Annotated in this window: 12 protein-coding genes; 5 read left to right on the top strand and 7 right to left on the bottom strand. The window is 38.3% G+C overall.

Going from position 1 to position 14,381, the window contains the following annotated elements; genetic code table 11:
- Nucleotides 1–56 precede the first annotated feature (56 nt).
- A complete protein-coding gene (thiC, locus tag CQ058_RS17780; protein ID WP_002016178.1) occupies nucleotides 57–1,817 on the top strand; it encodes a phosphomethylpyrimidine synthase ThiC in 1,761 nt (586 codons plus the stop codon).
- Between the two features lie 229 nt (nucleotides 1,818–2,046).
- On the opposite strand, the gene CQ058_RS17775 is transcribed toward thiC, so the two are convergent.
- From CQ058_RS17775 to cydA, 3 genes are all read right to left on the bottom strand, one after another.
- Nucleotides 2,047–3,405, bottom strand: a complete 1,359-nt coding sequence (locus CQ058_RS17775) for an arsenic transporter (protein ID WP_105589905.1) — start codon at nucleotides 3,403–3,405, stop codon at nucleotides 2,047–2,049.
- Nucleotides 3,406–3,624: 219 nt separating this feature from the next.
- Entirely contained in the window at nucleotides 3,625–4,650 is a 1,026-nt protein-coding gene (locus CQ058_RS17770) for a cytochrome d ubiquinol oxidase subunit II (protein ID WP_002089640.1), read from the bottom strand.
- Entirely contained in the window at nucleotides 4,643–5,998 is a 1,356-nt protein-coding gene (gene cydA, locus CQ058_RS17765; RefSeq protein ID WP_002034780.1) for a cytochrome ubiquinol oxidase subunit I, read from the bottom strand. Before cydA ends, CQ058_RS17770 begins: the two co-directional genes overlap by 8 nt.
- Before the next feature lie 262 nt (nucleotides 5,999–6,260).
- Between cydA and CQ058_RS31855 the strand changes: the two genes are divergently transcribed.
- Both CQ058_RS31855 and CQ058_RS17760 read left to right on the top strand, forming a co-directional pair.
- Nucleotides 6,261–6,410 carry a hypothetical protein gene (locus tag CQ058_RS31855; RefSeq protein WP_002016173.1) on the top strand — a complete coding sequence of 50 codons (150 nt, stop codon included), beginning with the start codon at nucleotides 6,261–6,263 and terminating at the stop codon, nucleotides 6,408–6,410.
- A gap of 89 nt (nucleotides 6,411–6,499) precedes the next feature.
- Nucleotides 6,500–7,585 carry a hypothetical protein gene (locus CQ058_RS17760; protein WP_002191183.1) on the top strand — a complete coding sequence of 362 codons (1,086 nt, stop codon included), beginning with the start codon at nucleotides 6,500–6,502 and terminating at the stop codon, nucleotides 7,583–7,585.
- 67 nt (nucleotides 7,586–7,652) lie between these two features.
- Here CQ058_RS17760 and CQ058_RS17755 read toward each other — a convergent pair whose 3' ends face one another.
- Nucleotides 7,653–8,537 carry a LysR family transcriptional regulator gene (locus CQ058_RS17755; protein ID WP_002129960.1) on the bottom strand — a complete coding sequence of 295 codons (885 nt, stop codon included), beginning with the start codon at nucleotides 8,535–8,537 and terminating at the stop codon, nucleotides 7,653–7,655.
- A 135-nt stretch (nucleotides 8,538–8,672) separates the two neighbouring features.
- Between CQ058_RS17755 and CQ058_RS17750 the strand changes: the two genes are divergently transcribed.
- Nucleotides 8,673–10,673 (top strand): YhgE/Pip domain-containing protein, encoded by a 2,001-nt coding sequence (locus tag CQ058_RS17750; RefSeq protein ID WP_105589904.1) that lies wholly within the window; start codon nucleotides 8,673–8,675, stop codon nucleotides 10,671–10,673.
- Between the two features lie 52 nt (nucleotides 10,674–10,725).
- Here CQ058_RS17750 and CQ058_RS17745 read toward each other — a convergent pair whose 3' ends face one another.
- The 3 genes from CQ058_RS17745 to CQ058_RS17730 form a co-directional block, all read right to left on the bottom strand.
- Nucleotides 10,726–11,106 (bottom strand): VOC family protein, encoded by a 381-nt coding sequence (locus CQ058_RS17745; RefSeq protein ID WP_002034775.1) that lies wholly within the window; start codon nucleotides 11,104–11,106, stop codon nucleotides 10,726–10,728.
- Nucleotides 11,107–11,301: 195 nt separating this feature from the next.
- Nucleotides 11,302–12,459: an acyltransferase gene (locus CQ058_RS17740; protein ID WP_002129955.1), complete on the bottom strand. Its 1,158-nt coding sequence runs from the start codon at nucleotides 12,457–12,459 to the stop codon at nucleotides 11,302–11,304.
- A 167-nt stretch (nucleotides 12,460–12,626) separates the two neighbouring features.
- Nucleotides 12,627–13,844, bottom strand: coding sequence for a dicarboxylate/amino acid:cation symporter (locus CQ058_RS17730; protein ID WP_002016167.1), 1,218 nt, complete (start codon nucleotides 13,842–13,844; stop codon nucleotides 12,627–12,629).
- Between the two features lie 224 nt (nucleotides 13,845–14,068).
- Between CQ058_RS17730 and CQ058_RS17725 the strand changes: the two genes are divergently transcribed.
- A complete protein-coding gene (locus CQ058_RS17725; protein ID WP_002191180.1) occupies nucleotides 14,069–14,371 on the top strand; it encodes a PTS sugar transporter subunit IIB in 303 nt (100 codons plus the stop codon).
- Nucleotides 14,372–14,381 lie beyond the last annotated feature (10 nt).

Below are 14,381 nucleotides of genomic sequence, written 5' to 3'. Positions count from 1 at the left end.
TTGGCATGCGCTGGCCATATCTCGTCCTTGTCACGAACAGGGGGGCAACAAAGGTTATGAAACAGTCTGTTTCAGCTGAGCAAATTGAATTGAAATCGAGTTTACCAGGAAGTAAGAAAGTGTATGTGGATGGAACACGTGAAGGTATGAAAGTACCAATGCGCGAGATTGAACAAAGCGATACGAACGGTGTTCAAAATCCGCCAATCCGTGTGTATGATACGAGTGGACCTTATACAGATCCAGAGTATAAAGTGGAGCTGGAAAAAGGGATTCCAACGCCGCGCCACTCTTGGACCTTGGGGCGTGGTGATGTGGAAGCTTATGAAGGACGCGAAATTAAACCTGAGGATGACGGTGTGAAAGTGGCTTCAAAACATACACCTGTTTTCCCGCAAATGGATCGTAAGCCGCTTAGAGCGAAGCAAGGTGCAAATGTTTCGCAAATGCATTATGCGCGTAATGGCATTATTACGTCTGAGATGGAATATGTTGCGATTCGTGAAGGGGTAGAGCCTGAATTTGTTCGTAAGGAGATTGCAGAAGGTCGTGCGATTTTGCCGGCGAACATTAACCATCCTGAAGCGGAACCGATGATAATTGGACGTAATTTTCACGTGAAGGTAAATGCAAATATCGGAAACTCTGCTGTATCATCTTCTATTGCAGAAGAAGTAGAGAAGATGACGTGGGCGACTCGCTGGGGTGCAGATACGATTATGGATTTATCTACAGGTAAAAACATTCATACAACACGTGAGTGGATTATTCGTAATGCTCCGGTACCAGTTGGAACTGTGCCAATTTATCAAGCTCTTGAAAAAGTAAACGGAATTGCAGAAGATTTAACGTGGGAAGTATATCGTGATACGTTAATTGAGCAGGCGGAGCAAGGCGTTGATTACTTCACGATTCACGCTGGTGTATTACTTCGTTACATTCCAATTACTGCAAAGCGTATGACAGGTATTGTTTCGCGCGGTGGTTCGATTATGGCGCAGTGGTGTTTATTCCATCATAAAGAAAACTTCCTATATACTCACTTTGAAGAGATTTGTGAAATTATGAAGCAGTACGATGTTTCGTTTTCTCTTGGAGATGGATTACGTCCAGGTTCTATTGCAGATGCAAATGACGAAGCGCAGTTTTCTGAGCTTGAGACACTTGGTGAATTAACAAAAATCGCTTGGAAACATGATGTGCAAGTTATGATTGAAGGACCTGGGCATGTACCGATGCATTTAATTAAAGAAAATATGGAGAAAGAACTTGATATTTGTCAGGGTGCGCCGTTCTATACACTTGGGCCGTTAACGACAGATATTGCACCAGGTTATGATCATATTACTTCAGCGATTGGTGCTGCGATGATCGGCTGGTTTGGAACGGCGATGCTTTGTTATGTAACCCCGAAAGAACATTTAGGTTTACCGAACAAAGATGATGTTCGCGAAGGGGTTATTACGTACAAAATCGCTGCGCATGCAGCCGATCTTGCGAAAGGGCATAAAACGGCTCACCAGCGTGATGATGCACTTTCAAAAGCACGATTTGAATTCCGTTGGCGCGACCAATTTAATTTATCTTTAGATCCTGAACGCGCGATGGAGTACCATGATGAAACGTTGCCAGCAGAAGGGGCGAAAACAGCGCATTTCTGTTCAATGTGTGGCCCAAAGTTTTGTAGTATGAGAATTTCACATGATATTCGTGAATATGCGAAAGAAAATGACTTAGAAACGACAGAAGCAATTGAAAAAGGAATGAAAGAGAAAGCGGTAGAATTCAAAGAAACTGGTAGTCACTTATATCAATAACACGTTACACCTCTTTACTTGATTGATCACACTGTACCTAACTTAAATATAGAAGAAGCCCCCTTTGCTAAGACGGTAGCAAAGGGGGCTTCTGTCGTCTATCCCGCTATTTGTGGGCAGTAAAACTCCCACCTCAAAATTCGGCTGGAGCAAAGAAGTTAGGTGGGAGATAAACTGCCCGTAAAAATCAGTGGGGGATGAACACCCACCCACTGATTAAAGTTTCACTTTATAAGGTGAAGAATAATTGTACCCAGTAGTATAAGAGGAATAATGTGACGACTGTTGTGAGTGGGATTACGATGAGAGATACGCTTAAATAATCTTTCCATTTCACTTTAATTTTGTTTTGTCTTAAGATATACATCCAAATGAGGGAAGCTAGTGTACCGATTGGTAATAATAGTGAACCGATGTCACTACCGATGATATTTGCGAGATAGATAGTTTTTAATGTGACTGGATCTAGTCCCATTTCTGTTAATGTGATTGTACCAATCATAAGTGCAGGGTGGTTATTGAAGACGTTAGAGAGGAGGGAAACGAGTCCGCCCATTGCAAAGCTGGCATAGAGTAGATGCTGACTTACAACTGGTTCGAGCCAACTTACAAGTGCCGCTGTTAACCCTGCGTTATGAAGCCCGTAAATAATTACATACATAGAGAAAGCGAAAATTAAAATGTGCCACGGTGTCTTTTTCAAAATATCGACTGGGTTTGTTCGTAAGTAGTACCATCTCCAGATGAGAAGAACGAGTGAACCGAGTACGGCAACGATTTCGATTGGAATCGATAAGAAGGATGCAACGAATAGAAGACAGCGCATAAGGAAGACGAAGCCTAATACTTTTAACATGAATTTCGTACGTTTTTGTTTCGTATTAACAGAATTTTGTCCTTTTAACGGATGGAAGTTTTTCGTGAAGAAAATCTCTTCAATATCGTATGAAGAAACAGGCAATCTTTCTGGAAGTTTTTTCTTTAAAACTGTATACATGAGCCATGACATAAACAGTAGCCCTAATGTTGCAGGTACAAACATCATAGCTGTATGCATATAAAGAGTCATATTAACAATATTTAATGCGATTAAGTTTACGATATTACTTACACCGATTGGTGCACTAGATGCAGTGGCAATTAAAGCACCGCTTAATAAATAAGGGATTTGTTGATGAGGTTTTAATTGAAGGTTTTTCAGAAGTAAAATCAAAATCGGTGTTGTAATTAAAATACTACCGTCGTTATTGAATAAAAGAGTCATAAGAAAACATAATAATTGAATATACCAGTATAAGCGGCGACCGGAGCCCTTTGCTAAATTTGCAAGTTTTGCTGCGGACCAGTGGAAGAAGCCGAAGCTTTCTAATATAACCGCCATAACGATGGTCGCTAATATCGTTATAGAGGCACCGCCGATTTTACTTATAATGTCCATGACGTCTGGTTTTGATACAAGTCCAGTAATGAGGATAATGCTAGCGCCGACTGCTGCCGGCCATGCCTCATTTATACCACGAGGGCGCCAAAAGATAACAATCATCGTTAAGAAGAATACAATAATAGTAATCCATATTTCAATGCTCATATTTAACCTACCTTTCTATTTTCCCTTGAACAAATGTAGCTTGTCTCAAGTTTATATAGCATTATATTCAAAAGAAAATAAGAAGAACTAGGCATCTACCTTAATCTAGTGAATATGTGTATTTTGAGCAATAAGGCAAGTATAAGGAGTAGTGTAATAACTATTAGGAGAGGAGTCTAATAAATTAGGGGCATTCTATGTGTGAATGCCCCTAATTTACTATTTTTCCTTTAAAAATGTTCGATCTTTTAAGAATAAATTCCAGAAGAAAATAAATCCTGGTAGTAAAATTGCAATCCCGATTGCGTAAAGAATAAGAAGTGCATAGAATGTTTCGACCGTCGTAAAGCTTGTAAATACAGTTACGTCCGGGTAAATGATATAAGGTAAATGGGCGACGCCGTAAGCGTAGCTTGCAAATGCATATTGAGCGACGACAGCTAAAACTGCAATGCGAGGAAAGCCTAGTGTGCCATATTTCTTATTTGTCCACCAAAGGGAAGAGTATCCGATAACAAATAAAATGATAGAGACTGTAAACCATGGGAATTGCTTTATTAGTCCTTGCATAAGCCAGTGTGTTTCAGGGTCCATTACAACGAGAGCGATAATAGCAGTTACGAGCGTTGCAGGACCAAGTATGATGGCATTTCTTCTATAAATTCGGTACGTATCTTCAGAACCTTGTTCCCTAGCAAAGTCAGCAAGAAAGAGAGATGATAGAAATAGTTCCGAAGTTAGTCCGAAGAGCATATAACAATAAATAACGGGACTAGAAAGAAGTTTTCCGTAAAGGAGCACTTCTTTTCCTTCAGACATCGTAATATAGGCACCTTCTGTAACTGGCAGAACGGTAATTAATAGAGCTGGGATTAAGAGCCCGGTAATACCTGAAATAATCCGAAGAAGGTGTTGGTATTTTGGCAGGGAGTAAGCAAATACCATAAATGTACTACGAATCGCAACGAGTACTAAAATTAACATAACTGGTACAAACATAACGGTTGCAAGGGTAAAGGCCGCTTTTGGAAAGAAACCGAGAAAAGCAACGACGACAAAGACAAGAAACGTATTTGTTACTTCCCAAGTTGGTGATAAGTACCGATTAGCAAGCTTGGCAGCAAGCGTCGGGTGTTTAGCGTATACCATGCCCCAAAAACCAGCTCCAAAATCAATAGATCCTAATATGCTATATACGAAAATAAGAGCCCATAAGATGATGATTGCAATGCTTTCCTCATGCACGAGAATCGCCTCCTTCGTGATGTAAATCATTCTTTAACGGATGTTTCTTAAAGAATGTCCGTAGTACAAAGACTGTTAAAATACCGAGTCCGATATATAAAATGATGAATAAAACAAATAAAGGACCGACGAAATCAGCGCGCGTAGAAGCATCTACCGTGCGTTGCATGCCATAAATTGTCCATGGCTGACGACCACTACAACTAAAAATCCATCCGAATTCAATACCGAGCAACATAACGGGTCCACAGGCGGCAGCTCCCCAAAGAAGCCACTTCGGTAACTCTACTCCTTTTTTTCGGTAAACAAAGTACCAATATAAGAGGGCAATAGCTGCAACTGCAAAGGTAAAGGCAGCGGTGCCGACCATTAAATTGAACAGTGTATGTGTGTAAAATGGTGGCCATGTTTCTTGCGGGAATTCCTTTAGACCTTTTACAACGGTGTTAGGGTCTAGTCCCACTAATAAGCTAAGCATGTTCGGAATTTCAAGGGCATAGTTTAGTTCAAGTGTGTTAGGGTCCACAACCCCGCCAATCGATAAAGGCGCGTGTGATGTCGTTTCAAACAAAGCTTCAGCAGATGCTAGTTTTTCAGGTGAATGTTTATGTAAGGCAATAGCAGATTCGTGTCCTGAAAGCCACATCGTAGCACCTGTGATAAATGTAACGACAAGCCCTAACAGTAATCCTTTTTTATGGTAAGCAATTTCACGAGCACTTAAATTTTTCTTTAATAATTTAAATCCAGCGATAGAAGCAATAACAGCTGCTCCAGTTGTATAGGCCGTAATAACGACGTGGAATGCACTTGTGCCAAAGCTCGGATTAAAGAAAGCTTTCCACGGATCAACGTTAAAAACTGAGCCATCTGGATTCATTGAAAAGCCCGCAGGTGTATTCATCCATGTGTTTGCCGATGTAATAAGCACGGCAGATGCAGTGGCGCCAATCATAACGAAAAATAGCGAGATTAATCTCATAACTGGAGGCAGTTTATCAGCCGCATATACATAAATAGACATGAATAAAGCCTCTAAAAAGAAGGCGAAAATCTCAATTTGAAACGGAACGGAAATAACTTGCCCAACAATTTTGGCGAAACCAGGCCAAAGAAGTGAAATTTGTACACCAACAATTGTTCCAGTTGGAATTGCTACACCGAGAAGGATAGCAAAAGCCTTTGTCCATCTTTTTGCCATAATGGCATAGTCGGAATCTTTCTTCCAGTGATAGAGTATTTCACTTATAAAAATCATTAAAGAAAGCCCGACTCCAAGCGTTGCAAAGATAATGTGGAATGCTAATGAAGAACCAAAAAATGCCCTTGCTAATGTTACGGTATCCATATGTATACTCCCCTTCTTTTTGCCATTATTTTCTGATTGAATTGGAAAATTTATTCAAAAAACTACCAGAAATATATATGTATTTAAAAAATGAGTACGGTAATGCAATATTTAAATATTCTAAAAAGAAAGAAATTGATATTTGGTAATATTTTATTTGTTTTTTAGGGCTGAATCTTTTATAATCTTTTATAATCTTTTATGCGAACGTAAGTTCTATTTCCGGGATGAAGAAGTTTATGTGAAATGGAGAGGGTGTTTTATGTATCCTGAAGTCATTAAAAAGATGGCATTTTCAAGAGAGCATAGAGATTTATTATTAAAGTTGTATAATAAAGAAATTACGCGTCGTGAATATGATCGACTTGTGGAATCGCTATATAGACCTTCTAAAGAGGCTTGCGAAGGATAAGGTGAGAGAGACAATCTAAAGGATTGTCTTTTTTATATTTGCGTATGTTCTGGTAAAATTAAGGTTAGCCTTAAAAGGAGGTGAAAAGCTTGCGAAAACGTTTATATATAGGGATTGGGGTTATTCTCTTAATCGCTTTAGGTGGAGTTGTATTTTGGTCAGCTTTACAAGGAAATCGTACCGAGCATTTTATTTTACGACATATGGTGAATGAAAATGGAACACTTGCAACGTATCGCTTAGAGGATACAAAGGCAGGTAAGGGTGAAGCGAAGGGCCGTGAAGCTTTATCAGAATCTGCAGGGTTATGGCTACAATATACACTTGATAAAGATGATCAAGCTTTATTTGATGAACAAGTGAAGGTTATTCAAAATAACTTTGTACATAAGGATCGCATCGTTATATGGAAAATCTCTGAAAAGGGAGAAATGCAGTCAGCTACTAATGCACTTATCGATGATCTTCGTATTATAGAACAATTATATCGTGCTTATGAAATGTACAAGGAAGATCGCTATAAAAACCTTGCAGATCAATTGAGTGATTCTGTACTTCGTTATAATAAAAAAGGTAATTATTACGTTGATTATTACGATGCAGATACAGGAAAACAAAATAACTTTGCAACAACATCTTACATAAATCCGCATGCATTCTCTTATATGAAAAAGTATGGAAAAATTTCTGCACAGCAGTATCAGGAAGTTGTTCAGTTTTTAGCGGATTATCCAAGGCAGGGCTGGGCATTCCCGAAAGAGTATAAAGATGATGGGACATTTACGTACGATAAAGAAGTGAATCTTATTGACCAATCATACGTTGCTTATCATCGTAGTTTAGGCGGTCTTTCATCAGACGCTTATTTGGAATTTATAAAGAAGAAATTTCGCGAAGACGAAAAGTTATATGGTCGTTATAACTTAGAAACGGGAAAACAAGCTGTGAACTATGAATCACCAGCATCTTACGGATTAACAATTTTGTACGTACTACAAACAGGTGATACAAAGTTTGCGAAGGAATTGTATGAGCGGATGAATACATTCCGAAATGATAATGTATTTAGTAGATATTATGGTGGATATGTAACAGGTGAGAATAATAATACACATATTTTCGATAACGTATTGCCGCTTTTAGCGGAAATGGAATTGGATAAGAGTAACAAATAAAAGGTGCCACCCTATGGGGATGGTACCTTTTATTTGTGTCGTTATTTGTTTGTAAAGCGATATAATTTTACGCCCTAATATTGGAGAAGTAATCAATCACGAATTCACGAAATTGCTGGGCGGTGTTTGATAAATAGCGCTTCTTCGACCAACTTAAGCCGATAGTTCGTTCGCAATTAGGTTCAATAATACGTAACTTATTTGATGCTAAAGTAGAGTTTTTTAATAAAGTTAAACTTGGGACAAAGGCGATGCCAAGACCTTGCTTAATGAGATCGCTAATCACGGTTGGTTCATCTACTTCAAAAGCGATATGTGGAGTGAAACCAGCTTTTTTACAAAATTCATCTGTTAAGTGCCGAAATCCGTAACCAGTGTTCATACTAATAAACGATTCGTCTTTTACTTCATGCAAATAGATACTTTCGCGGTTTGATAACCGGTGTCCTGAAGGAACAGCTAAGAAAATTTCTTCTGTGATAAGTGGTTCCCAAACCATTTCCTCGCCTTCAATTGGTACAGAGGAGATACAAAAATCAATTTCCATATTATCTAGTTGCCGTTTCATAGAAGGAGTAGATGCGAGAAATTGTTGGAATCGAACGTTAGGGTGTTCTAGTAAAAAAGAACCGAGTAACTCGGGTAATATTCTTGGAATAGAAACTGCAAGTGTAATAGAGCCTTGTTGTAATTCAGCTAAATCTTTAATTTCGCGTTCCCCTTCACTTAATTCATGAAAAATGCGTTCCACTCGTTTTAAAAATACTTTGCCGAAAGAGTTTAATGTAATCTGTCGACCTTGGCGATCAAATAAGGGGACGCCTAAGTCCTTTTCTAGTCTAGCGATTGTTTTACTGAGTGAGGGCTGCGCGATATGCAATTCTTCAGCTGCTTTTGTCATATGTTCTAGTCGTGCGACTGTCTGAAAGTATTTTAATTGAAGAAGTTCCACTTCGAATCTCCTTTCTATAGACCAAAAGGAATGAATTGATAATTAAAGATGTATTATACAGTATGGAAAGTGACGTGTATAGTAAATCTGTTAAACCATTCGAAGGGTGTTAAATTAGGAGAAGGAGTATGTTTCATGAAGGGAATTCAACTTATATTTAAGGATTGGAAGGCGATGTGGAACCATAAACATGGACGTATCGCTTTAATTTTTTTATTAATCGTTCCTTTAATTTATTCAGGATTCTTCTTAGCTGGATATTGGGATCCGTACGGAAAATTAGATAAATTACCTGTTGCAGTTGTTAATTTAGATAAGGGTGCTGTGATGGATGAAAAAACAATCCAGGCTGGAGACGATTTTGTTAAAAATTTAAAAGAGAATAAGGAATTGGCGTTTCATTTCGTATCAGAAAAAGATGCTGATGAAGGGCTAAAAGAAGATAAGTATTATATGGTGGTTACGATTCCGGAGGAGTTCTCTAAAAAGGTAAGTACACTAATGGATGAGAAACCAGAGCCGGCGAGGCTGCAGTACAAAGTAAATCCAGGGAAAAACTTTGTAGCAGCTCAAATTGGAACGACAGCTGTTGAAAATATGAAAACAAAAATCTCAAATAGTATTACGAAATCTTATACAGAAGGTGTCTTTTCAAAGTTTCAAGATTTGGCACAAGGGTTGAGTGATGCAAGAAATGGCGCTGAGAAGTTGCACGAAGGAACGACGGATGCAAAAAATGGGGCGAATCAGCTTGCAGATGGTATTCATCGTTTAAGTGACGGGACATCAAAAGTGAAAGAGGGAAGTGAAAAACTTGCTTCTAGCCAATCTGCCTTAAGTGGCGGTGCAAATGAGCTGAGTCAAGGAGCGACATCACTTCATAATGGTATGGAGCTGCTAGCACAGGGTGAGAAGTCTTTACAATCAGGAGTTAGTGAATTAAGTGCTGGTACAAATGAATGGGTGAACGGAAGTGAGAAACTTGCTGAAGGGCAAGTGAAAGCGGACAATGTAGCAAATAGTGTAAAACAACAATTAGAAGAGTACGTGAAAAGTCATCCAGAAGTGCAGCAAGATCCTGCTTTTCAAAAGATCATTGCTACTTCTAACGGATTAGCTAAAGCAACAAACACTTTAAATAATAGCCAACAACAATTGACACAAGGTGCGCGGAAGCTTACTGATGGTCAGCATAAGATTGAGGAAGGCATGAATACATTCGGAGTTAAGTTAAACGAAGCTACCGCTGGAACGAAAAAGATAGCAGATGGTACTTCGAATTTAGCTGATGGATTTACGAAGTGGGGAAATGGATTTACATCATTACAAGAAGGTGTAAATCACCTTGCGAGTGGCGGAACAGAGCTGAATCATGGTGCTGATAAGTTAACGAACGGACTTGTTAAACTTGACGATGGTGCAAAAGAACTTTCTACGAAATTGGGAGAGGGCGCAGAGAAGATAGCGGATGTTCGCAATGATGATGCACGCAATACGATGTTCTCAGAGCCGGTTCAATTAGTGAAGTCGACAGTTTCTGATGTGCCTAACTACGGTTCAGGTATTGCACCATACTTTTTATCACTGGCATTTTATGTTGGCGGAATTATGGCATCAAATATTTTACCTCTTGGCCGTAGACAAAATATGAAGGTAAGCGGAACAGTACATTTTATTAATAAACTAGGATTAGTATATTTAATTGGACTCATTCAAGCACTACTTGTAGATGTGGTAGTGTTAGGAGTTATGAAATTAGAAGTTGCAAGTGTATCACTCTTTGTTTTATCAAGTATTGTTATTTCCTTTACGTTCATGACATTTATTCTTATGTTAGTAACGGTATTCGGCATTGTTGGGAAGTTCGCAGCGGTAACGCTTCTCGTTCTTCAATTAGCGACGAGCGGAGGTACTTTCCCAGGAGAGTTAAATATAGCTGTGCTTAGCAAAATTGGACAGTTTCTCCCAATGTCTCATTCTCTTAGAGGATTACAAGATGTTATCTCTTTAGGAGATTGGTCGCAATTACGAATGCAAATTTTAATTTTATTATGCTATCTCGTTGTCGCTGGTGGAATCACATGGGTTACGAGTCATATACAGCATAAGGAAACGAATGCAGAGCAAGTTTCTTAATAAAAGAAGCTATCCGAAAAGGTTTTATTATGACCTTTCCGGATAGCTTCTTTTATTTCTTTTCCATAACTGCAAAGTAGTTATTTTCATTATCAGCAAAGTTGAATGCTCTACCAGTAGGTAAATCTACAACTTGTCCAACTGTAACACTTTTCTCAGAAAGATCTTTATACAGTTGATCTAAGTTATTAGAGAAGAACATAAGTGAAGGGGTATTTAAGTTTAATTCAGGTTGCATCTTCGCAATTAACGCCTTATCGTGAAGGACGATGCTTGTTCCAGCTTCTTTTGCCGGCGCAATTTCAATCCAGCGAAATCCTTGACCGTTATTTTCTTCTGCAACAATTTGGAATCCTACTGTTTCTGTCCAAAATTGTACTGATTCATCTTGGTTATTTACATATAACATAATTTGTCCAATTTGATTAATCATAGGTGTGTCCTACTTTCTTTTCTTGTATGGAATTCTATCCCGCATTAACGGGCAGTAAGACCCCTACCTCAAAATTCAGCAAAAGAAATGAAGTTAGGTGGGGATCGGGCTGCCCGTAAATGCCCGATTGGTGAGGGCTGATAATCAGTGGGGGATGAAGAACCCCTCCACTAATTAAAGTTTCACTTTATTATATCAAAGATATGGTTTGAATACCTTTTCGTGATTTTTCCGAATGGCAATCTTCGCCCATCTCATATTTGTCGTAGGGGAAGGCCCTGTAACCCACGTGTGAAATGGTAGTATGCTACCAATGACCATTGCTGAAATAGAGATTGTGGTCGTTAATATAAATAGTAATAGGCTATATAATATTGTGTTTTCTTGCAATGCGAATAAGGAAAGAAATTTTGTACATAGTTGCAAGAAGAAAAAATGAGCTAAATAAGCGCCATACGTGTAATTCCCGATAAAACGTAAAGCTTTATATAAGAAACCACGTCGCTGTACAATTGTAATAGATAACACGTACAGTATCATAATTTCACAAACAATATATAAAAACATGGACGGTTTTAAATAAGTAGAAACCGTTAAATGAATAGAATTGGCGCCGTAAAAACTAAATAACTCATAATTGATGAATAAAAATAAGATGAAAAATAGTATTGTGATAAGCGGAATATGTTTCATGACAAATATACGCCAAGTTTTTAATGCTACAGCAGCTATTCCTCCCATGACGAAATAGAATGAGTAGAAGAAGAAGGAACGATCTGTATAATGTAAAATGGTTGAACTAGTCAGTTTCTCTCCATTAAAAATGTAGTGAGAAGAGTACCACATTAAGAAGAAATATAGACAAGCGAAAATGGTCATATATTTATATATGTCTTTTTTATTTTCTGTTCGTTTTTGAAACCAATAAAATAGTGTGCATAGTAACGGGAACAATAAGTGAATTTGGAACATCATAATAACGTACCAAAGATGAGGTGCAGCTGTTCCGAGTAATAAACTTTTTATTCCGCCTTGTAGTGTAATGACATCGTTTGTTGTTAATAGGTAAAGAATAGACCAGAAGAAATAAGGAATGAGTAAATGTGCGGCTTTTTCATAAATATATTCTCTGTAAACGAGTTGCTTCGTATATAGCCGAATTAAATGGAAGCCGACGATAAATATGAATGCAGGTGCTGAAAATTTTGCAAGATTAAATAGCATGCCCATAATGAGGGATTGCTCAAGTAAGACATTTCCTTGATTCATTGTATATAATAAGGAACTTTGCAAAACGACAGCAAGAAATGCAATGCTTTGCAAAACTTTGAATTCTGGTGCGCTTTGAGTCATTGTATCCATCTCCTTTTCCATACATGATTATAGTACGGAGAATGGATAATGGATGTGGAATATTTGTGAAGATTATAACAAAATTGTGGCGGGATGGGATTATATCGACGTTTCGACAAATAACAACAAAAAAGAGGATGCTCCACCGAGCATCCTCTTTCTATATATTAAGCAAATTTATTTTTGATCCAGTTTTTACCTTCTACAAGGCGAGCTGTCATTACGGCACAAGCGTTATCTCCTGTTACGTTTAACACTGTTGCAGGAGGATCGATGATTGTACTAATTGCTGCGATAATTGGCAATGCTTCTGGTGGGAATCCGTATAGAGAAACGATTAACATTTCACCAATCATACCCCCGCCCGGAATAGCACCCATTACTGTTCCTACTAATAGAGAAACAACAAGTGCAATTGCTAATGTTTTCGGTCCTTCGAATTCCATGTTGAAAATACCGAATAAGAAAGCAATTTTCAATACCCCGCCTAAAACAGATCCGTCTTTATGAAGTGTAGATCCAAGAAGGACAACTGTTTCACGAACGTCAGAAGAAATACCCATTTTCTTCGTTGCTTCTAAGTTCGCTGGAATACTTGCGGCACTACTACAAGTTGCAAGTGATGTAACTGTAGGAGAGACCATGTTCTTCCAAAATACTTGTACACCTTGTTTGCGACCTGCAAGGTACGCATAGAATGTAAAGAATACAAAGAAGTAAATAAGAGAAGCTGGATAGTATACCATTGCTGCTCGGAAGTAAGTTCCAAGAAGTTGTGGTCCGAATTCACCAACTAATGCTGCGAAGTAGGCAGCTAGTCCGATTGGAGCGTAGTACATAATGAAAGATACGACTTTCATTGAAATTTCTGCACCAGCTTGTAGGAATGTAGCGAATGGTTTCCCTTTTTCACCAACTGCTGAAGTTGCAACCCCCATTAAGATAGAGAAGAAAATAAGAGCTAGCATGTTCTCGCGAGATAGTAACTTTGAAAAGTCTGATACTGTTATGATACCAACAATTTGATCAGCAACACTAACTGCTTTTTCAGCTTTATCAGGCTGCGTTAGTTCTAATACAACACCTTGTGCTGGCGGGAATACTTTCACGATAATAATCATAAAAATAGCAGCTAAAATACTTGTAAATAAGAAAGTTCCAGCCATACTAGACATAATTTTACCGAAACGTTTTAATCCATCCATATTAGCAATAGATGATGCGATGCTAAAGAACACTAACGGTACAACAATCGTAAACATTAAGTTTAAGAAAATGTCACCAAGCGGCTTTAAAGCAACTGCATCGGCACCCATGAAATAACCAATGAAACCACCAATTAGGATAGAAGATAATAAAATAAGTGGAAAGCGATATGCCTTCATAAATATATCCTCCTATCGATTATAAAAAATCATACTGAATCATTATAGCGAGTTAGAGACTTCTTTACTAGGAAAATACGGATAGATGGAATAGCGTGAAAACCGAGAAATTTTTGTTTTTAAGCTCGGCATACAGTTAGAAATCTAGACATATATATTTGTAACCTAGTGGTGGCAAGGGCTACACCATAACTTAGGTTTGGAAAAAAGGGGAGGGGAGCGAGATGAATATTTTACTTTGCTGTGCAGCGGGAATGTCTTCCAGTTTGATTGTTACAAAAATGGAGAAAGCAGCAGAGGCAAGAGGGATACAGGTAAAGATTTGGGCAGTATCAGGTTCAGAAGTGCGAAATCATATTGATACTGCAGATGTACTTTTACTTGGACCGCAAGTACGTTATTTATTACCGAAAATGAAAGAATTATGTAAGGAGAAGGGAATACCTGTTGATGTCATTCAATCCGTCCATTACGGGCTTTGTAATGGAGAAGCTATCTTGCAAGCAGCTTTGTTAATGAAACCATGAGGAGTGTGGG

This window comes from Bacillus sp. MYb56, assembly GCF_002976445.1.
In the GTDB taxonomy this organism is placed as follows: domain Bacteria; phylum Bacillota; class Bacilli; order Bacillales; family Bacillaceae_G; genus Bacillus_A; species Bacillus_A mycoides.
Note: the sequence above shows the minus strand (reverse complement) of the source record. Positions and strands in the feature narration are given on the sequence as shown.